The organism is Ochrobactrum sp. WV_118_8, from assembly GCF_039631535.1.
Classification (GTDB): Bacteria; Pseudomonadota; Alphaproteobacteria; order Rhizobiales; family Rhizobiaceae; genus Brucella; species Brucella anthropi.
Window position 1 is genome coordinate 925,185 of sequence record NZ_JBDIUZ010000001.1, and the last position, 13,683, is coordinate 938,867.

The window sequence follows — 13,683 nt, forward strand, 5'->3', positions numbered from 1 at the left end:
GCTTACCGCGGTGGCGCGTTCCGCGTCAGCCTTGACCGGCCGGCTCCGTCCCGGCGAGGGCTTGTGAGGCAGGAAGGCGGGCCTGCGCTGACAGGCAGCGCCAGCCGCGACGAGCCATGCAGACGCAGTGCATTGCCGAGTGAAGGGGAACCGATTCATGACCCGTGCCGCCCTCTATGCCCGCTATTCGTCCGACAATCAGCGGAAGCCTGCGCTCCCGCTTCGGTCGCGTGCTGCTCTTCGACCCGACCAATACGAAGTCGGCGGCCTATAATCCACTGCTCGAGGTGCGGAAAGGCGAATGGGAAGCCAGGGATGTGCAGAACGTTGCCGATGTGCTGGTGGATCCCGAAGGCTCGCTGGAGAAGCGGGAATCACTGGGAGAAGACATACCACTCGCTGCTGGTCGGCGCGATCCTGCACGTCCTCTATGCCGAAAAGGACAAGACGCTCGCCGGCGTTGCCGCCTTCCTCTCCGATCCGCGCCGGCCGATCGAGTCGGCGCTATCCGCCATGATGACCACCCCGTACGTCGGCGAGAAAGGCCCGCATCCCGTCATTGCCAGCGCCGCCCGCGAACTGCTCAATAAATCCGATAACGAACGCTCCGGCGTGCTCTCCACCGCGATGAGCTTCCTCGCTAATCTCCTTATACAGGGTCAAGCGCCCTAAATTGACATCCAGCCTGGAACCTATCCGCCTCTCCCAACAATATAGAAATCATCGGGCGCTTGCGCCGCTCACAAAGCATTCATGCCATCTCCTTTCAATCCGGTCGAACCGAACGGGGCCGCTATTCAGCGGCCTCCCGGATCGTCCCGACGATCCATTCATTCAGGCTCTTGCCCGATGCTGCTGCGGCAATGACTGCGGCGGCATGGTCGTCAGGCGTGAGGCGGACATTGAACTTGCCAGAGAACTTCCGACGCGGCTCGATGCCCTTCTCCCGGCACATTTCGAGATACACGGCCAGCGACTTGCGGCCTTCCTCAATCAGATCGTGGACGCTCTCGGCATAGAAGTCGGCCCCACCATTCAGGCCGACAAACTCGCCGCGCAGCATCTGAATCTCGGGATCGAAAGCGATGACTGCCTTCTCACCATTGATTTCAACGACATTGTTCATGGCTTTACTCCGTGTTCGTCCAGCCATTTACGGATGCTGGCAACCGCACCTTTGTCCGTATCCGGTGACGGATGCGGGCGATGAAAGACGCGCACTTCGCCGAACAGGAACACGCCGACGCGCGAACCTTCCCGCTCGCTGACTTCCGCCCCGAGAACTACAAACAGCGCCTCTATGTCCGCCCAGCGGATCGAACCGTTGACTGGGCGGGCGAAGATCAGTTCCAGCGTGGCTCTGTGACGCTTTTTCATGGAGTATCCAGTATCATTTTTTAGTACCGTTTTCAAGCTCGATTTTGGCTCCCGAATCGGGCGATCCAGCGTCGGGGCAGAACATTTCATCGAACAGGTCGCCGAACCATCGCTCGAACACCTCGATCTCGGTTTCCGTGACCGGAACGGGATCGGGCCAGTCGTCGGTCACGGTCCATGTGGTGAGGGCGTGTTTCGGCGGCCTGCCGGAGAATGGCCACGGGTAAATGTGACGGCTTGCCAAAACCTGATGCAAAATCTTCCAACCGCGCCTCCAATCAAAGCGCATAGATTCCACCGTTCGCACAATGGCTAAAGCTTATCTGACTTCGCTGCTCTGCAACTGTTGTGAACTGATGTGAAAAAGATTTTCAAATTGAAATATTTCTGATAACAATATTTTCATAAAGATAAAAACAAACGGGAACCACGTGAATCTGTCAACTTTGATCGGGTCGTGCCGGGGTAGTCTGACCTCAAACCAGCAGAAGATCGCAGATTTTGTGCTCGCCAATCCATTCGCGGTCGCGACAATGGGTATTGAGGAGCTTGCACAGGCAACCTCTACCTCGTCGGCAACGATTACCCGTTTTGTGCGGGCGCTCGGATTGGGGAGCTTTACAGATTTCAGAGGGCTCGCGGTGCAAGGCTATCAGTCATTGCTGCGCCCCGTGGAAAATGTCGACCGCGCCCGTCACATCCCGCCCGGAAAAATTGCGGAGGACTCCTTCCAGAGTGCGGCGGAAAGCCTGCGGCAGGTTATGAGTGAAGCCGGGAATACCGCATGGGAGGGCGTTGCCGCCCAGATGATGCACGCGCCGCGTGTTGCCTTTCTCGGTTTTGGCGTCAGTGCGAACATGCTGCAATATCTCGCTGATAAATCGATCCTTTCTACCCAGTCGCAGATCATGCTGAACGGGGCAGGCGGGCTTGAACGTGTTGCCCAGAAAGTGCTTCGGCTGGGGCCTGGAGATCTTGTGATAGCGATGGCCTTGCCACGCTATTCACAGGCAACCGTTGATTTTCTGAAACTCGCGAGGGGCAGGGGAGCCTATTGCATTGCCGTAACCGATGGCCCTGCCTCGCCGCTGTGCCCACACAGTCATGAACAGATTTTTGTGCCTGCGAGCCACCCCGTTTTGCACAGTTCGACGATTGGGGCACTCGCTGCCTTCGAAGCGATTATTGCCGTGCTGACGGCACATCATCAGAGCGTCTCGGATGCCGTCTCCGTAACGCGCTCTCTCATGCCCTATCTTTATGCGGAGGATGAAGATCTGCCGCAGTCCAAATCGAGGACCACGGATGTCAGTGAAACCGAATAAGCCGGTAGAAGCACCGATCGTACGCGTTGAAAATGTCAGTGTTGATTTCAAGGGCGATGATGGCACGTTTCGTGCGGTCAGGAATTTGTCGTTCGAGATCCGACCGGGTGAAACGCTGGCAGTTGTGGGCGAATCCGGATCCGGTAAATCTGTCACCTCTCTTGCGATCATGCGCCTTGTGGAATTCGGTGGCGGCAAGATTACGGAAGGCGCTATCGAATTTACCAACCGCGATGGAGTTACACACGACCTTACCAGATTCGCGCTTGATGAGATGGAAGGTATTCGCGGCAACGATATCGCGATGATTTTCCAGGAGCCGATGACCTCTCTCAACCCGGTTTTTACTGTTGGCGAGCAGATTGCCGAAGCGGTGCGTTTGCATCAGAAATGTTCTTCTGCTGAAGCACGGGCTGAAGCACTGCGCATGTTGGAAAAGGTCCGTATTCCCGATGCCAGGCGCATACTTGACCGTCATCCGCACCAGTTGTCGGGTGGCATGCGTCAGCGTGTCATGATTGCCATGGCTCTTTCTTGCCGGCCGCGCCTGCTGATTGCCGATGAGCCTACCACGGCTCTGGACGTCACCATTCAGGCGCAGATTCTGCGTCTCATCCGCTTGCTGCAGGAAGAGATGGGCATGGCCGTACTCTTCATCACTCACGATATGGGCGTTGTGGCGGAAGTCGCAGACAAGGTACTTGTTATGCGTAGCGGCGAGAAAGTGGAAGAAGGCACAGTAGAAACCATTTTTGCTGCACCGCAACACTCTTATACCCGCGCGTTGCTTGCCGCAGTGCCACGTCTTGGAGCCCTTAACGGTGAAAACCTTCCGCGTCGTTTTCCTCTATTGAAAGCAGATGACAGCGGCTCGGACAGTTTTGCCGAGTATCCTCCGCAAGACACGATCAAATCACCTGACCCGGTATTGCAGGTGCGTGATCTGGTGACACGGTTCGATATCAGGAACGGGCTCTTCTCGAAACTCACTGGTCGCGTGCATGCTGTGGAACAGGTCAGTTTCAGTTTGCACCAGGGTGAAACACTGGCGCTGGTCGGTGAATCGGGTTGTGGCAAGTCAACGACCGGACGCACAATTATGATGCTTCAGGAAGCCACTTCTGGAGCGGTCCTCTACAATGGCAAGGATATTTTCAAACTTGGAAGAGCGGAAAAGCAATCCATTCGCCGCAAGATCCAATACGTCTTTCAGGACCCGTTCGCATCCCTCGATCCGCGCCTGACTGTAGGCTTTTCAATTGCGGAACCGTTAATCACCCACGGACTCGCAAAAGGGGCGGAAATTCACGAGCGTGTAGTGGAATTGCTTCGGGATGTAGGTCTGCGGCCAGAACATGCACATCGTTATCCACATCAGTTCTCGGGCGGGCAACGTCAGCGCATCTGTATAGCGCGTGCTCTTGCGGGAGACCCCGATATTCTCATTACCGACGAGGCGGTTGCCGCGCTTGATGTCTCCATTCAGGCTCAGGTCATTAATCTGATGATGGAACTGCAGGAAAAACGCGGACTTTCCTACATATTCATCAGTCACGACATGGCGGTTGTTGAGCGGATATCCCATCGTGTGGCGGTGATGTATCTCGGGCAGATCGTTGAAATTGGTCCGCGGCGCCAGATTTTCGAGAATCCACAACATCCCTATACGCGACGGCTTCTCTCTGCGGTTCCAATTGCCGATCCCCAGCGACGTGAGCGCAGTCGCCCGCTTATCGAGGGGGAAATCCCAAGCCCGGTGCGTTCACCGGACGACATGCCGCTCGTCAGCTCTCTTATCGAGGTGGAGCCTGGCCATTTCGTAGCACGCCATCCCATCGGCGATTTTCATTGATCTTAGGAAGGAGTTGACAATGAAACTGAAGAACTTGCTGTTTTCGTCGGCGTTGGCCGCCGTGATGATGCTCCCGGGCGCGACGGCCTGGGCGAAATCCCTTACCGTTGCGGTACCAAATAACCTGACAGGTCTTGATCCAACGAACATCAATGACACGCTGTCGCAGACCTCGCTTCGTCTTATCTATCAGGGTCTTTTTGGCTTCGACAAGGATATGAAACTCATTCCTCTGCTGGCTGAAAGCTATGAAGCCAATGGCGAAGCGACCGAATTTACCATCAAGATTCGCAAAGGTATCAAGTTCCACGACGGCTCGGATTTCAATGCCGAAGCGGTCAAGGTCAATATCGAACGTCTTGCCAACCCAGACAACAAGCTTTCGCGCCGCAGCCTGGTCTCAATGGTCAAGGAAGTGCAGATTGTTGACGATGCTACAGTCAAATTGATCCTCAAGGAACCGTTTGGCGCGATGATCGCTTCGCTTGCTCATCCAGGTGCTATGATCATTTCACCGGCCGCGCTTGAAAAATATGGCAAGGAGATCGGACGCAATCCGGTCGGAACCGGCCCGTTCAAGTTCAAAAACTGGTCGGCAGATACGCTTGAAGTCGTGAAAAATGACAACTACTGGAAAGAGGGGCTTCCCAAGATCGATGGCGTTACGGTTCGTTCAGTGCCGGAATCGGGCGCGCGCTTTGCAATGCTCCAGACGGGTGAAGCCCAGTTTATCCCTTCCTTCCCTCCTGAACTGATGCAGGTCGCCGAAAAGAACCCGAATGTCGAGGTCGACAAAGATCCTTCTATCGTCGAGTGGTACGTTTCTCTCAATAATCTGAAAAAGCCTTTCGATGACGTTCGCGTCCGGCACGCGCTCAATTACGCCGTAGACAAGAAAGCCTATTGCAAGATCGTCTATAACGATCTTTGCGAGCCGGCAGATTCGATCATTCCCAAGAACCTTGCTTTCCATGTTCCGGTTGGTAATTACGAGTACAATCTCGACAAGGCCAAAGAATTGATGACGGAAGCAGGCCTGGAGAATGGTTTCGAAACGGAAATCTGGGCGAACTCCAATACGGAATCCATACGTGCGGTTCAGTTCATCCAGCAGCAACTGGCACAGATCAATGTGAAGGTGAACGTAATGCCGCTTGAGGCTGGCGTTGCTGCGCAGAAAATCTGGTCCATCGAGAAGCCGGAGGATGCTGCCGTACAGATGTATTATGGCGGCTGGTCTGCTTCGACAGGTGATGCCGATTGGGGTATTCGTCCGCTGCTTTATGGCCAGAGCTTTCCGCCAGCAATGTTCAACGTTGCTTACTTCAAGGACGCAAAGGTCGATGCTGCCATCGAAGGTGCAATCAGCACGGCTGATCCGGCCAGGCGGGCAGAATTCTACGCGGACGCACAAAAGGCCGCCTGGGAAGGCGCGCCCTGGATATTCCTCGGTGTGAACCAGAACCTATCGGCCAAGACCAAGTCGCTTTCCGGCGTCTATATGCTTCCCGATCGTGGTTTCCTGCTCGAAGAAGCAGCATTTGCTGACTAACAGCTCGTGAAAAGAGCGCTGGCCTTTGGGGGCCGGCGCTACCTTTCCGAAAGGGAATTTATGTTTTCCTATCTCATCAAACGGCTTGTTGCCACCCTACCTGTCATCGTGCTGGTGATGGTTTGCGTTTTCGCCTTTGTGCATATGCTGCCAGGCGATCCCGCCCGCCTCGTGGCAGGGCCTGACGCCAGCCCGCAGGATGTTGCCGCAGTTCGTTCGTCGCTTGGGCTGGATAGACCGTTGCCGGAGCAATTCACGCGCTATATAGCGCGCGCAGCTCAGGGCGACTTCGGTGTTTCGCTGAAAACGCGTCGTTCGGTCACCGAGGAGATTGGCGAACGCCTGATGCCTACCGTCTGGCTCACCGTATTTGCAATGCTCTGGTCATCGCTTCTCGGTTTGCTCATTGGCGTGATTTCCGCAGTAAAACGGGGCAAATGGCCTGATTATGCCGGAATGATCGTTGCAGTATCCGGCATTTCATTTCCGCCATTCTGGCTGGGCCTGTTGCTGATCAATATCTTTTCGGTGAAACTTGGCTGGTTTCCGACCGGCGGGTACGGTACGTGGCAGCATTACGTGATGCCTTCATTCACCCTCGGGGTAGGAGTTGCAGCCGTGATGGCGCGCTTTACCCGCTCAGCGTTTATCGAAATTGCGCGGGAGGATTATGTTCGCACAGCACGTGCCAAAGGCGTGCCGGAGCGCAGGGTCATATGGAAACATGCGCTGCGCAACGCTTTGATCCCAATTATTACAATGGTCGGTCTGCAATTCGGCTTTCTGCTCGGTGGATCGATTGTGGTCGAAAGCGTTTTCTCTTGGCCAGGTGTAGGAAGACTGCTGGTCGATTCCGTTTCCTATCGCGATTATCCCGTCATACAGGCATTGATCCTGCTGTTTTCGCTACAGTTCATCTTCATCAATTTGCTGGTTGACGTTCTTTATGCCTTTGCAAACCCGGAGATCCGCTACAAATGAGCACGACAACCGTTTTGGTGGAACCCTCCCAGAAAATGCGCAGACCATTAGCTGAATTCTGGCGGCGGTTCAAAAAGCAGAAGGTGGCCCTCGTGGCGCTCGTCTTCATCATTGCTTTGGTACTGGCGGCAATTCTGGCTCCCGTGCTCGCGCCCTACGATCCGAGTACACCCGACTATAATGCTGTTCTGCAAGGACCCAGTGCCGGGCATTGGGCAGGAACGGATGCCTACGGACGGGACATATTCAGCCGTATTATCTGGGGTGCGCGCATTTCGCTTGCCGTTGGCTTTCTTTCGGTGACGCTGGGTGCTCTTTTTGGTGTCACTCTGGGTATCGTTTCCGGGTTTTACGGCGGTTGGGTGGATTCGATTATCATGCGATTCTGCGATCTGCTGCTTGCTTTCCCAGGCATTCTGCTTGCTATAGCTGTAATTGCTGTGCTCGGACCTGGTATTACCAATGTGATCTACGCAGTCGCAATCTTCTCTATTCCGGTTTTTGCCCGACTTGCGCGCGGTACGACGTTGCAGTTGAAGCGAACCGTCTATGTCGATGCATCGCGGGCCATCGGCGTGGCTGATCGCGTTATCATGCTTCGTCATATCTTGCCCGGCACCTTGCCAAACGTCATCGTCTATTTTTCGATGCGTATAGGCACCTCCATTCTGACAGCCGCTGCCTTGTCCTTCATCGGTCTCGGCGCACAACCGCCAAGTCCCGAATGGGGCGCCATGCTGGCTGATGGCCGGACATATATGGGCGTAGCTGACCATTTGACGTTATTCCCCGGCATCGCAATTTTTGTCACCGTGCTGGGCTTCAATCTTTTTGGCGATGGCTTGCGCGACGCGCTCGATCCGAAGCTACGATCCGACTGAGGAGCGGTTGTTATGCGAATCTATATCTCCGCCGATATTGAGGGAGTTGCAGGTGTAGTTGCTCCAGCGCAAGGGCAGGCTGGTCATGCGGAATATGAGAAGGCGCGCATTCTCATGACCGAGGAAGTAAACGCCGTAATCGAGGGGTTGGTAGAAGCGGGCGCGACCGAAATCCTTGTCAACGACTCTCACGGGCCGATGACAAATATCCTGCCATCTCTGCTGCATCCGGCAGCCGATCTGCTTCTGGGCAAGCCTAAACCGATGAACATGGCCTGCGGTTTGACGGCTGAGTTCGATCTGTTCCTTATGGTCGGGCATCATTCCATGGCCGGCAAGGGTGGGGTGCTTGCTCACACCACAAACGGTTTTGCATTCCGGGAAGTCCGCATCAACAACTTGCCTTACGGGGAACCGGGTATTTACGGTGCTTATGCTGGAGAGCTTGGCGTTCCAGTTGGTCTGGTTTCCGGCGATGATTGCACGAGGGACGAGAATATTGGATTTTTCCCGGATGCTGAATTTATCGTTGTCAAACAATCTTTCGGTCACCGGGCTGCGCGACAGATATCCGTTCAGCGGGCGCGCGCTATGCTAAGGGAAGGGGCGATACGTGCAGTCCGAGAAGCTGGTAGTAAAAAAGCCTTCCGGCTGAATGGGCCATACAAGACAGAATTCTTGATGAGCAATGCGGCACTCGCCGATCAAATGGCAATACTCCCCCCAGCCAGACGGGTTGATGCCGTCACGGTGGGTTTTGATTGTGTGACAATGGCAGAGGTGGTCGGCTGGATGACGGCACTTTCCGCCATGAGTTTCGCGTTGCGCTGACGCGATTGGATAAAGCAGAACTCCTTCCACATTGAGGTTAGAATGTCTGAAACGATGCCGGTTATCGCGCTGCATGGTGGTGCGGGAACGATACTGAAATCTATTATGACGCCGGAGCGCGAAGCGGCCTATCATGCTGCCTTACGCGCCTGTCTCGAGGCGGGGCTAAATATTCTGCGCGAGGGTGGCACATCGCTCGATGCTGTAACGGCTTCGGTCATGGCATTGGAAGACGACCCGTTGTTCAACGCGGGACGTGGCGCGGTCTATACCACCGACAGCACCCACGAAATGGATGCGGCCATCATGAATGGAATGACGCGTGAATGCGGTTCGATTTCAGGAATTTGCGGCCCGCGTCACCCCATACTTGCTGCACGCGCGGTGATGGAAACGACCGAGCATGTATTTCTGGCCGGTGATGGCGCCAGGCGTTTCTGTGAAAATGCCGGTCTTGAAATGCAAAGCCCGGAATGGTTCGGTACGGAACATCGGCTCCATGCCCTCAAGGTCGAAATGGACCGTCGCAAGAAGGGGCTTCCCGATGACGGCGATCCTGCTCGCAAGCACGGAACCGTCGGGGCGGTCGCGCTCGATCGCTTCGGTCATCTCGCTGCAGCAACTTCTACAGGTGGCATGACCGCCAAGACGCCCGGTCGCGTCGGTGATAGTCCCGTTATTGGCGCCGGAACCTGGGCGGACGATGCCACTGCGGCCATTTCGGCAACTGGACATGGCGAATATTTTATTCGCCGGGCGGTTGGACACGAGATAGATGCGCGTATGCGCTGGGCAGGGCAGGACTTGCACAAAGCAGCAGGCGACGTCGTGACCGAACTTGGTGAAATCGGCGGTTCAGGCGGGCTTGTGGCCGTGGACGCAAAGGGCAATATCTGCCTGCCCTTCAATAGCCCGGGCATGCATCGTGCATGGTGCGGTGTGGACGGTGTCGTTCATACCGGAATCTATCACCATTGATTTCGTATGCACACCCGTGTCAACGGCGGAATAAAATCAGGCCAAAGGGCGGTGTAAAAGTAGGCCGCTGGCGGCGTCGGCGATTTTGCGAGGGTTTCAGCCGGCCTTACTGGCTCGGCTTTGCGCGAGACGATAACTGTCGCCGTTCAGGGCGCCTCGAAGGCGCGTATCACCAGTGGAGGAAGGATCCCCCCAGATAATTGTCTATAGGTCTGGTAGTTAACAAGCGGCTTGCCGGGCAACCGGTCGGGCTGAAGCCTCGTGACAAAGGCCGCCATGGGCGGTCGAGCTATGCCACCTGGAGGCCCTTGGGTATTGGAAATGATTGGCACAGTGAACCGTGCAGCCGGGAGAGCCTGTGCCACCGTCGGTCTTGGAGATAGGCCAGAAAAGGCGAGCGAACGAATGCAGATCAGCCAACGGCAATCACGCTGGCGACAAGCCGGATGCTGATGACAAGGCCGATGCCGCCAAACGGCTAGGCGCAGTGGTATTATCCAGTGCCCAGCTGATCGGCAGGCAGATGGCGCGCGAGGATTTCGAAAAGTCCCTGCGGGCTGCAAATGACAATCAAAGGGATAAGAGTTGGAAATCGGGCTCGATAATCAGGACGATGAATAACGTCCACATTCCGTTTCTCCGTTGAAGATACAATATAGAAATGATATCTAGAAAGTGTGTCTATATGAGGAGATTACCATGGCCTTGAGCATCAAGACCGATGAAGCAGACCGGTTGGCGCGGGAACTATCCCGTCTTACCGGCGAGACCATGACTGACGCTATCACTCAGGCCATGCGAGAGCGACTGGACCGGCTTCGTGCCGAGCGCGAGGCGCAGCGCGATTACGTTGCGCGTATGAAAGCTTTCGTTCGTGAGCGTGCCAGTCGTTATGACCGCCGTCCGGTTACGAAACAGGAATGGGACGAAGCCGTCGGCGATACCTTAGAAGAGCCAGGCTATCATCAATGATGATTGTCGACGCATCAGCGATCATAGCGATCCTCTTCGATGAGGTGGAAGCGCCGGAGTGCATGGATGCTCTCCAGTCTGATACGGCGCGTCTGATATCGGCGGTGAATTACGTCGAGGCCGGTACAGTTCTTGCGGGCAGGATCAGGGAGGGAGATCGGCATGCTGCGATTGCCGATCTGGATGCATTCCTTGCTGATTTCGGCATCTTGGTTGCGTCCATAGATGACAGGCTTGCACGAGCTGCGATGAAGGCGCGGGTGGAATACGGCAAGGGATTTGGAACGGGAGCCGGTTTGAACTTCGGTGATTGTTTTGCCTATGCCTTGGCAAAACGGCATTCCGCTCCCCTTCTCTATGTCGGTGATGACTTTGCGCTGACTGACATTCAATCCGCGCTATCACGCGGCCCCTGCCAAGGCTAGCGCTTAGCCTTCATGCTGCGGAAGCGAGCAGCTTGGCCCGTTCGATCCGCTCACGCTCGCGCGGCGAATGCATCGCTTCCCACAAATCCGTCCGGCGCTGCACGTTCACCCAGAAGTCAGGGCTATTGTCGAACACACGCGCCAGAATGAACGCGGTCGGAGCCGTCACCGTACGGCGGTCGTTGCAAAGCTCGTTCACATACTTGCGCGGAACCCCCATCGCCCCGGACAACGCCGATTGTGTCAATTCCCAAGGCTGCATGAACTCTTCCACCAGAATTTCACCAACTGTCGCGGGCTTACGTACGGTCATCGGCATTTTCGTCACCTCAACGATAGCTGTGATCGTCCAGATAAAGGCCGGACGCTTCACCCTTATTTCCACCTCATCGGAACGCCAACCGCTATTGCTTGGTGACGTGGATGGAATGAAAACCCTCAAGATTGCCTTTCACCGTCTGATTTCGTCAAGCTTCGCCCGGGAACATAGTTGCGTGCTCTCGACGAGAGTGCATATGGGCCAGACGACCTTCATCAAGAAAGGGTTCCGTCAAGGTGACCCCTCGGGTTTCGGATTGCGCAGTTTCCTGATCGATGATGCTGGCAATCCAAAGAGTTAACTTCGCCCACGCGAACACAAGAACATCCAGACCGATCGCGTCATTCTTAAACCGGGACCACCAGAGGAACTCGAAGTGGTCAAGCGCATCTACACCGATTTCGTAGAACGCGGATTGACCGAACCGCAAGTTGCCAGTTGCCCGGCGTGACGGATCATGGTTTGCGCGAAACGGCCGCAGCAAGGCCTCGGGATGTATCGCTCACCACATTTCAATGCAAAAGCGCGCCGGCTAGGGATCAACGTTTCGTTTGTCATGGGTGTTCCTGCGCCGTTTCGGAATTTGCCTGCCAACGGTTATATGACCGATGGCAGGCTGGCGATCCAATCTATACGCTGCTAAGGGCTACAGGGCAAAATTAGCCTGAATAATTCATGTCGAGTTGACGGATGTAGCCTAACCTTTTGAAACAGCGTAAGAAATGGTTGTCGAAGCCGATCCGTGCAGTTTCCGGGAGACTACATCCGCCATGAACGATCATACGGTGCCGCTGAGCGGTTTGTCACCCATTGATGGCAAGAATGTTGTTGCCCGGTTTGACGGCGGAATGCTGTCATCGGATGGTGGCCTTCTGGCTTTGAATGAAGTCGAGAAGCGCTATCGTATTGCCGAGCGCCTGGCAGGCTGCATCAAGGATCCGCGCCGTTCAGATCAGATTGTACATGGTCTTTCGACGATGATCAGCTTCCGCATACAGATGATTGCAGCAGGTTATGAGGATGGCAATGATGCCAACCGGCTTCGCAGCGATCCGGTCTTCAAGATGGCGCACAATAGTTTGCCCTCAGGCCGGTCGCTGGCCTCTCAATCAACGATGTGTCGGCTGGAGAACCTTCCGGACGTTCGTGAACTCCTCGCCATGGGCCAGGCCATGATCGACCTTTACTGCGCCTCCTTCCGGCAGGTACCGAAGCGGATCGTGCTTGATATTGATGATACTTTTGATGCTGTTCACGGTTGCCAGCAGCTTCGCCTGTTCAATGCCCATCATGACGAATACGGTTTTCAGCCGATTGTCGTCTTCGATGGTGACGGCCGGTTCGTCGCCGCAGTGCTACGCCCGGCCAAGCGACCAGGCGGCGCTGAAATCCGCGCCCACCTGCGCCGCCTTGAACGGATGATCCGAAACAACTGGCCCAATACCTGTATTCTGATCCGGGCCGACAGCCATTACACCAGCCCACTCGTCATTGACTGGTGTCGCGCCAATGACGTTGACTTCATCCTTGGCGTGGCGCCGACCACGACACTGCGCAAGCGCTTCGAGACCTCGGCAAAGGCGGGCAAGGTGCGCAGGTTCACGGAATTCTTCGATGGGGCGGCGAGCTGGAGCCGGGTGGAACGCATCATCGCGCGTATGGAAGCTGGTGCCCAGGGGACAGATACCCGCTTCATCGTGACCAATCTCACAGGCAACAGACCGAAAACGCTTTATGAGGGCGTCTACTGCCGACGTGGCATGGCCGAGAACCATATCAAGTCGTGGAAGACGCATCTGGCGGCTGACCGCACGTCTTGCACCAGAGCCACCGCCAACCAGTTCCGCCTCTTCCTGCATGCTGGGGCCTATTGGCTGATGTGGGGCCTGCGCGCTGCGATGCCGAAACGCTCACGCTTCGCCGTCGCTCAGTTCGACACATTGCGGCTGCGCCTGATCAAGATCGCAGCGCGAGTGATCGAAATGAAGACCCAGATCCGTCTCCATCTGCCGACCTCTTGCCCAAGCCAGAATATCCTGCGCCTCGTGCTTGAACGCATTCCAAAGCTGGCAACGTAAAAAAAGGGCGTAAACGCCCCGAAACCTCAACCCGTTCGTCGCAACTTCCAAACCCAGATGACACAACGACCGGTTAAAACCGGCGAATGTCCCCCTGTGAAAAACGCTCACT

At 55.7% G+C, this 13,683-nt stretch carries 14 protein-coding genes and 1 pseudogene; 11 read left to right on the forward strand and 4 right to left on the reverse strand.

Annotated elements, in window-relative coordinates:
- Positions 1-212: 212 nt before the first annotated feature.
- Positions 213-639: pseudogene (locus ABDF71_RS04390) on the forward strand (type IV secretory system conjugative DNA transfer family protein); the annotation flags it as partial.
- Positions 640-793: 154 nt separating this feature from the next.
- Here ABDF71_RS04390 and ABDF71_RS04395 read toward each other — a convergent pair.
- From ABDF71_RS04395 to ABDF71_RS04405, 3 genes are read right to left on the reverse strand one after another with little or no spacing between them, the layout of a single operon-like run.
- A complete protein-coding gene (locus tag ABDF71_RS04395) occupies positions 794-1,126 on the reverse strand; it encodes a type II toxin-antitoxin system HicB family antitoxin (RefSeq protein ID WP_012090880.1) in 333 nt (110 codons plus the stop codon).
- Positions 1,123-1,377: a type II toxin-antitoxin system HicA family toxin gene (locus ABDF71_RS04400; protein ID WP_040129739.1), complete on the reverse strand. Its 255-nt coding sequence runs from the start codon at positions 1,375-1,377 to the stop codon at positions 1,123-1,125. The genes ABDF71_RS04395 and ABDF71_RS04400 overlap by 4 nt, the downstream gene beginning before the upstream one ends.
- Before the next feature lie 13 nt (positions 1,378-1,390).
- Complete coding sequence (locus ABDF71_RS04405; RefSeq protein ID WP_313533633.1) at positions 1,391-1,549, reverse strand: hypothetical protein; 159 nt, start codon at positions 1,547-1,549, stop codon at positions 1,391-1,393.
- 259 nt (positions 1,550-1,808) lie between these two features.
- Here ABDF71_RS04405 and ABDF71_RS04410 point away from each other — a divergent pair, with 259 nt between their 5' ends.
- The 9 genes from ABDF71_RS04410 to ABDF71_RS04450 all read left to right on the forward strand — a co-directional run bounded on the left by ABDF71_RS04410 (position 1,809) and on the right by ABDF71_RS04450 (position 11,174).
- Positions 1,809-2,702, forward strand: a complete 894-nt coding sequence (locus ABDF71_RS04410; RefSeq protein WP_012090883.1) for a MurR/RpiR family transcriptional regulator — start codon at positions 1,809-1,811, stop codon at positions 2,700-2,702.
- Complete coding sequence (locus ABDF71_RS04415; protein ID WP_051917513.1) at positions 2,683-4,554, forward strand: dipeptide ABC transporter ATP-binding protein; 1,872 nt, start codon at positions 2,683-2,685, stop codon at positions 4,552-4,554. Before ABDF71_RS04410 ends, ABDF71_RS04415 begins: the two co-directional genes overlap by 20 nt.
- A gap of 19 nt (positions 4,555-4,573) precedes the next feature.
- A complete protein-coding gene (locus ABDF71_RS04420) occupies positions 4,574-6,106 on the forward strand; it encodes a glutathione ABC transporter substrate-binding protein (protein ID WP_040129733.1) in 1,533 nt (510 codons plus the stop codon).
- 60 nt (positions 6,107-6,166) lie between these two features.
- Complete coding sequence (gsiC, locus tag ABDF71_RS04425; protein WP_012090886.1) at positions 6,167-7,087, forward strand: glutathione ABC transporter permease GsiC; 921 nt, start codon at positions 6,167-6,169, stop codon at positions 7,085-7,087.
- The gene (locus tag ABDF71_RS04430; RefSeq protein ID WP_012090887.1) at positions 7,084-7,968 is read left to right on the forward strand and encodes an ABC transporter permease subunit; all 885 of its coding nucleotides are present in this window, start codon (positions 7,084-7,086) and stop codon (positions 7,966-7,968) included. Before gsiC ends, ABDF71_RS04430 begins: the two co-directional genes overlap by 4 nt.
- 12 nt (positions 7,969-7,980) lie before the next feature.
- On the forward strand, positions 7,981-8,799 hold the full coding sequence (locus ABDF71_RS04435; protein ID WP_012090888.1) for a M55 family metallopeptidase: 819 nt from the start codon (positions 7,981-7,983) through the stop codon (positions 8,797-8,799).
- Between the two features lie 42 nt (positions 8,800-8,841).
- Positions 8,842-9,777 carry an isoaspartyl peptidase/L-asparaginase family protein gene (locus tag ABDF71_RS04440; protein WP_012090889.1) on the forward strand — a complete coding sequence of 312 codons (936 nt, stop codon included), beginning with the start codon at positions 8,842-8,844 and terminating at the stop codon, positions 9,775-9,777.
- Positions 9,778-10,476: 699 nt separating this feature from the next.
- Positions 10,477-10,749: a type II toxin-antitoxin system VapB family antitoxin gene (locus ABDF71_RS04445; protein WP_151615797.1), complete on the forward strand. Its 273-nt coding sequence runs from the start codon at positions 10,477-10,479 to the stop codon at positions 10,747-10,749.
- On the forward strand, positions 10,746-11,174 hold the full coding sequence (locus tag ABDF71_RS04450) for a type II toxin-antitoxin system VapC family toxin (RefSeq protein ID WP_151615796.1): 429 nt from the start codon (positions 10,746-10,748) through the stop codon (positions 11,172-11,174). Before ABDF71_RS04445 ends, ABDF71_RS04450 begins: the two co-directional genes overlap by 4 nt.
- A 10-nt stretch (positions 11,175-11,184) precedes the next feature.
- Here the strand turns inward: ABDF71_RS04450 and ABDF71_RS04455 are convergent, their stop codons facing one another.
- Positions 11,185-11,493, reverse strand: coding sequence for a HigA family addiction module antitoxin (locus tag ABDF71_RS04455; protein WP_012090893.1), 309 nt, complete (start codon positions 11,491-11,493; stop codon positions 11,185-11,187).
- Positions 11,494-12,263: 770 nt separating this feature from the next.
- Between ABDF71_RS04455 and ABDF71_RS04460 the strand changes: the two genes are divergently transcribed.
- The gene (locus ABDF71_RS04460) at positions 12,264-13,571 is read left to right on the forward strand and encodes an IS1380 family transposase (RefSeq protein WP_151615795.1); all 1,308 of its coding nucleotides are present in this window, start codon (positions 12,264-12,266) and stop codon (positions 13,569-13,571) included.
- The last annotated feature ends 112 nt before the right edge of the window (positions 13,572-13,683 follow it).

Excerpts from the sequence above, each read along its gene's own strand:
- ABDF71_RS04440 (WP_012090889.1), top strand. The coding sequence starts at position 8,842 with ATGTCTGAAACGATGCCGGTTATCGCGCTGCATGGTGGTGCGGGAACG.
- ABDF71_RS04455 (WP_012090893.1), bottom strand. The coding sequence starts at position 11,493 with ATGCCGATGACCGTACGTAAGCCCGCGACAGTTGGTGAAATTCTGGTG.
- gsiC (WP_012090886.1), top strand. The coding sequence starts at position 6,167 with ATGTTTTCCTATCTCATCAAACGGCTTGTTGCCACCCTACCTGTCATC.
- ABDF71_RS04460 (WP_151615795.1), top strand. The coding sequence starts at position 12,264 with ATGAACGATCATACGGTGCCGCTGAGCGGTTTGTCACCCATTGATGGC.
- ABDF71_RS04400 (WP_040129739.1), bottom strand. The coding sequence starts at position 1,377 with ATGAAAAAGCGTCACAGAGCCACGCTGGAACTGATCTTCGCCCGCCCA.
- ABDF71_RS04420 (WP_040129733.1), top strand. The coding sequence starts at position 4,574 with ATGAAACTGAAGAACTTGCTGTTTTCGTCGGCGTTGGCCGCCGTGATG.
- ABDF71_RS04395 (WP_012090880.1), bottom strand. The coding sequence starts at position 1,126 with ATGAACAATGTCGTTGAAATCAATGGTGAGAAGGCAGTCATCGCTTTC.
- ABDF71_RS04435 (WP_012090888.1), top strand. The coding sequence starts at position 7,981 with ATGCGAATCTATATCTCCGCCGATATTGAGGGAGTTGCAGGTGTAGTT.
- ABDF71_RS04430 (WP_012090887.1), top strand. The coding sequence starts at position 7,084 with ATGAGCACGACAACCGTTTTGGTGGAACCCTCCCAGAAAATGCGCAGA.
- ABDF71_RS04415 (WP_051917513.1), top strand. The coding sequence starts at position 2,683 with ATGTCAGTGAAACCGAATAAGCCGGTAGAAGCACCGATCGTACGCGTT.
- ABDF71_RS04450 (WP_151615796.1), top strand. The coding sequence starts at position 10,746 with ATGATGATTGTCGACGCATCAGCGATCATAGCGATCCTCTTCGATGAG.
- ABDF71_RS04445 (WP_151615797.1), top strand. The coding sequence starts at position 10,477 with ATGGCCTTGAGCATCAAGACCGATGAAGCAGACCGGTTGGCGCGGGAA.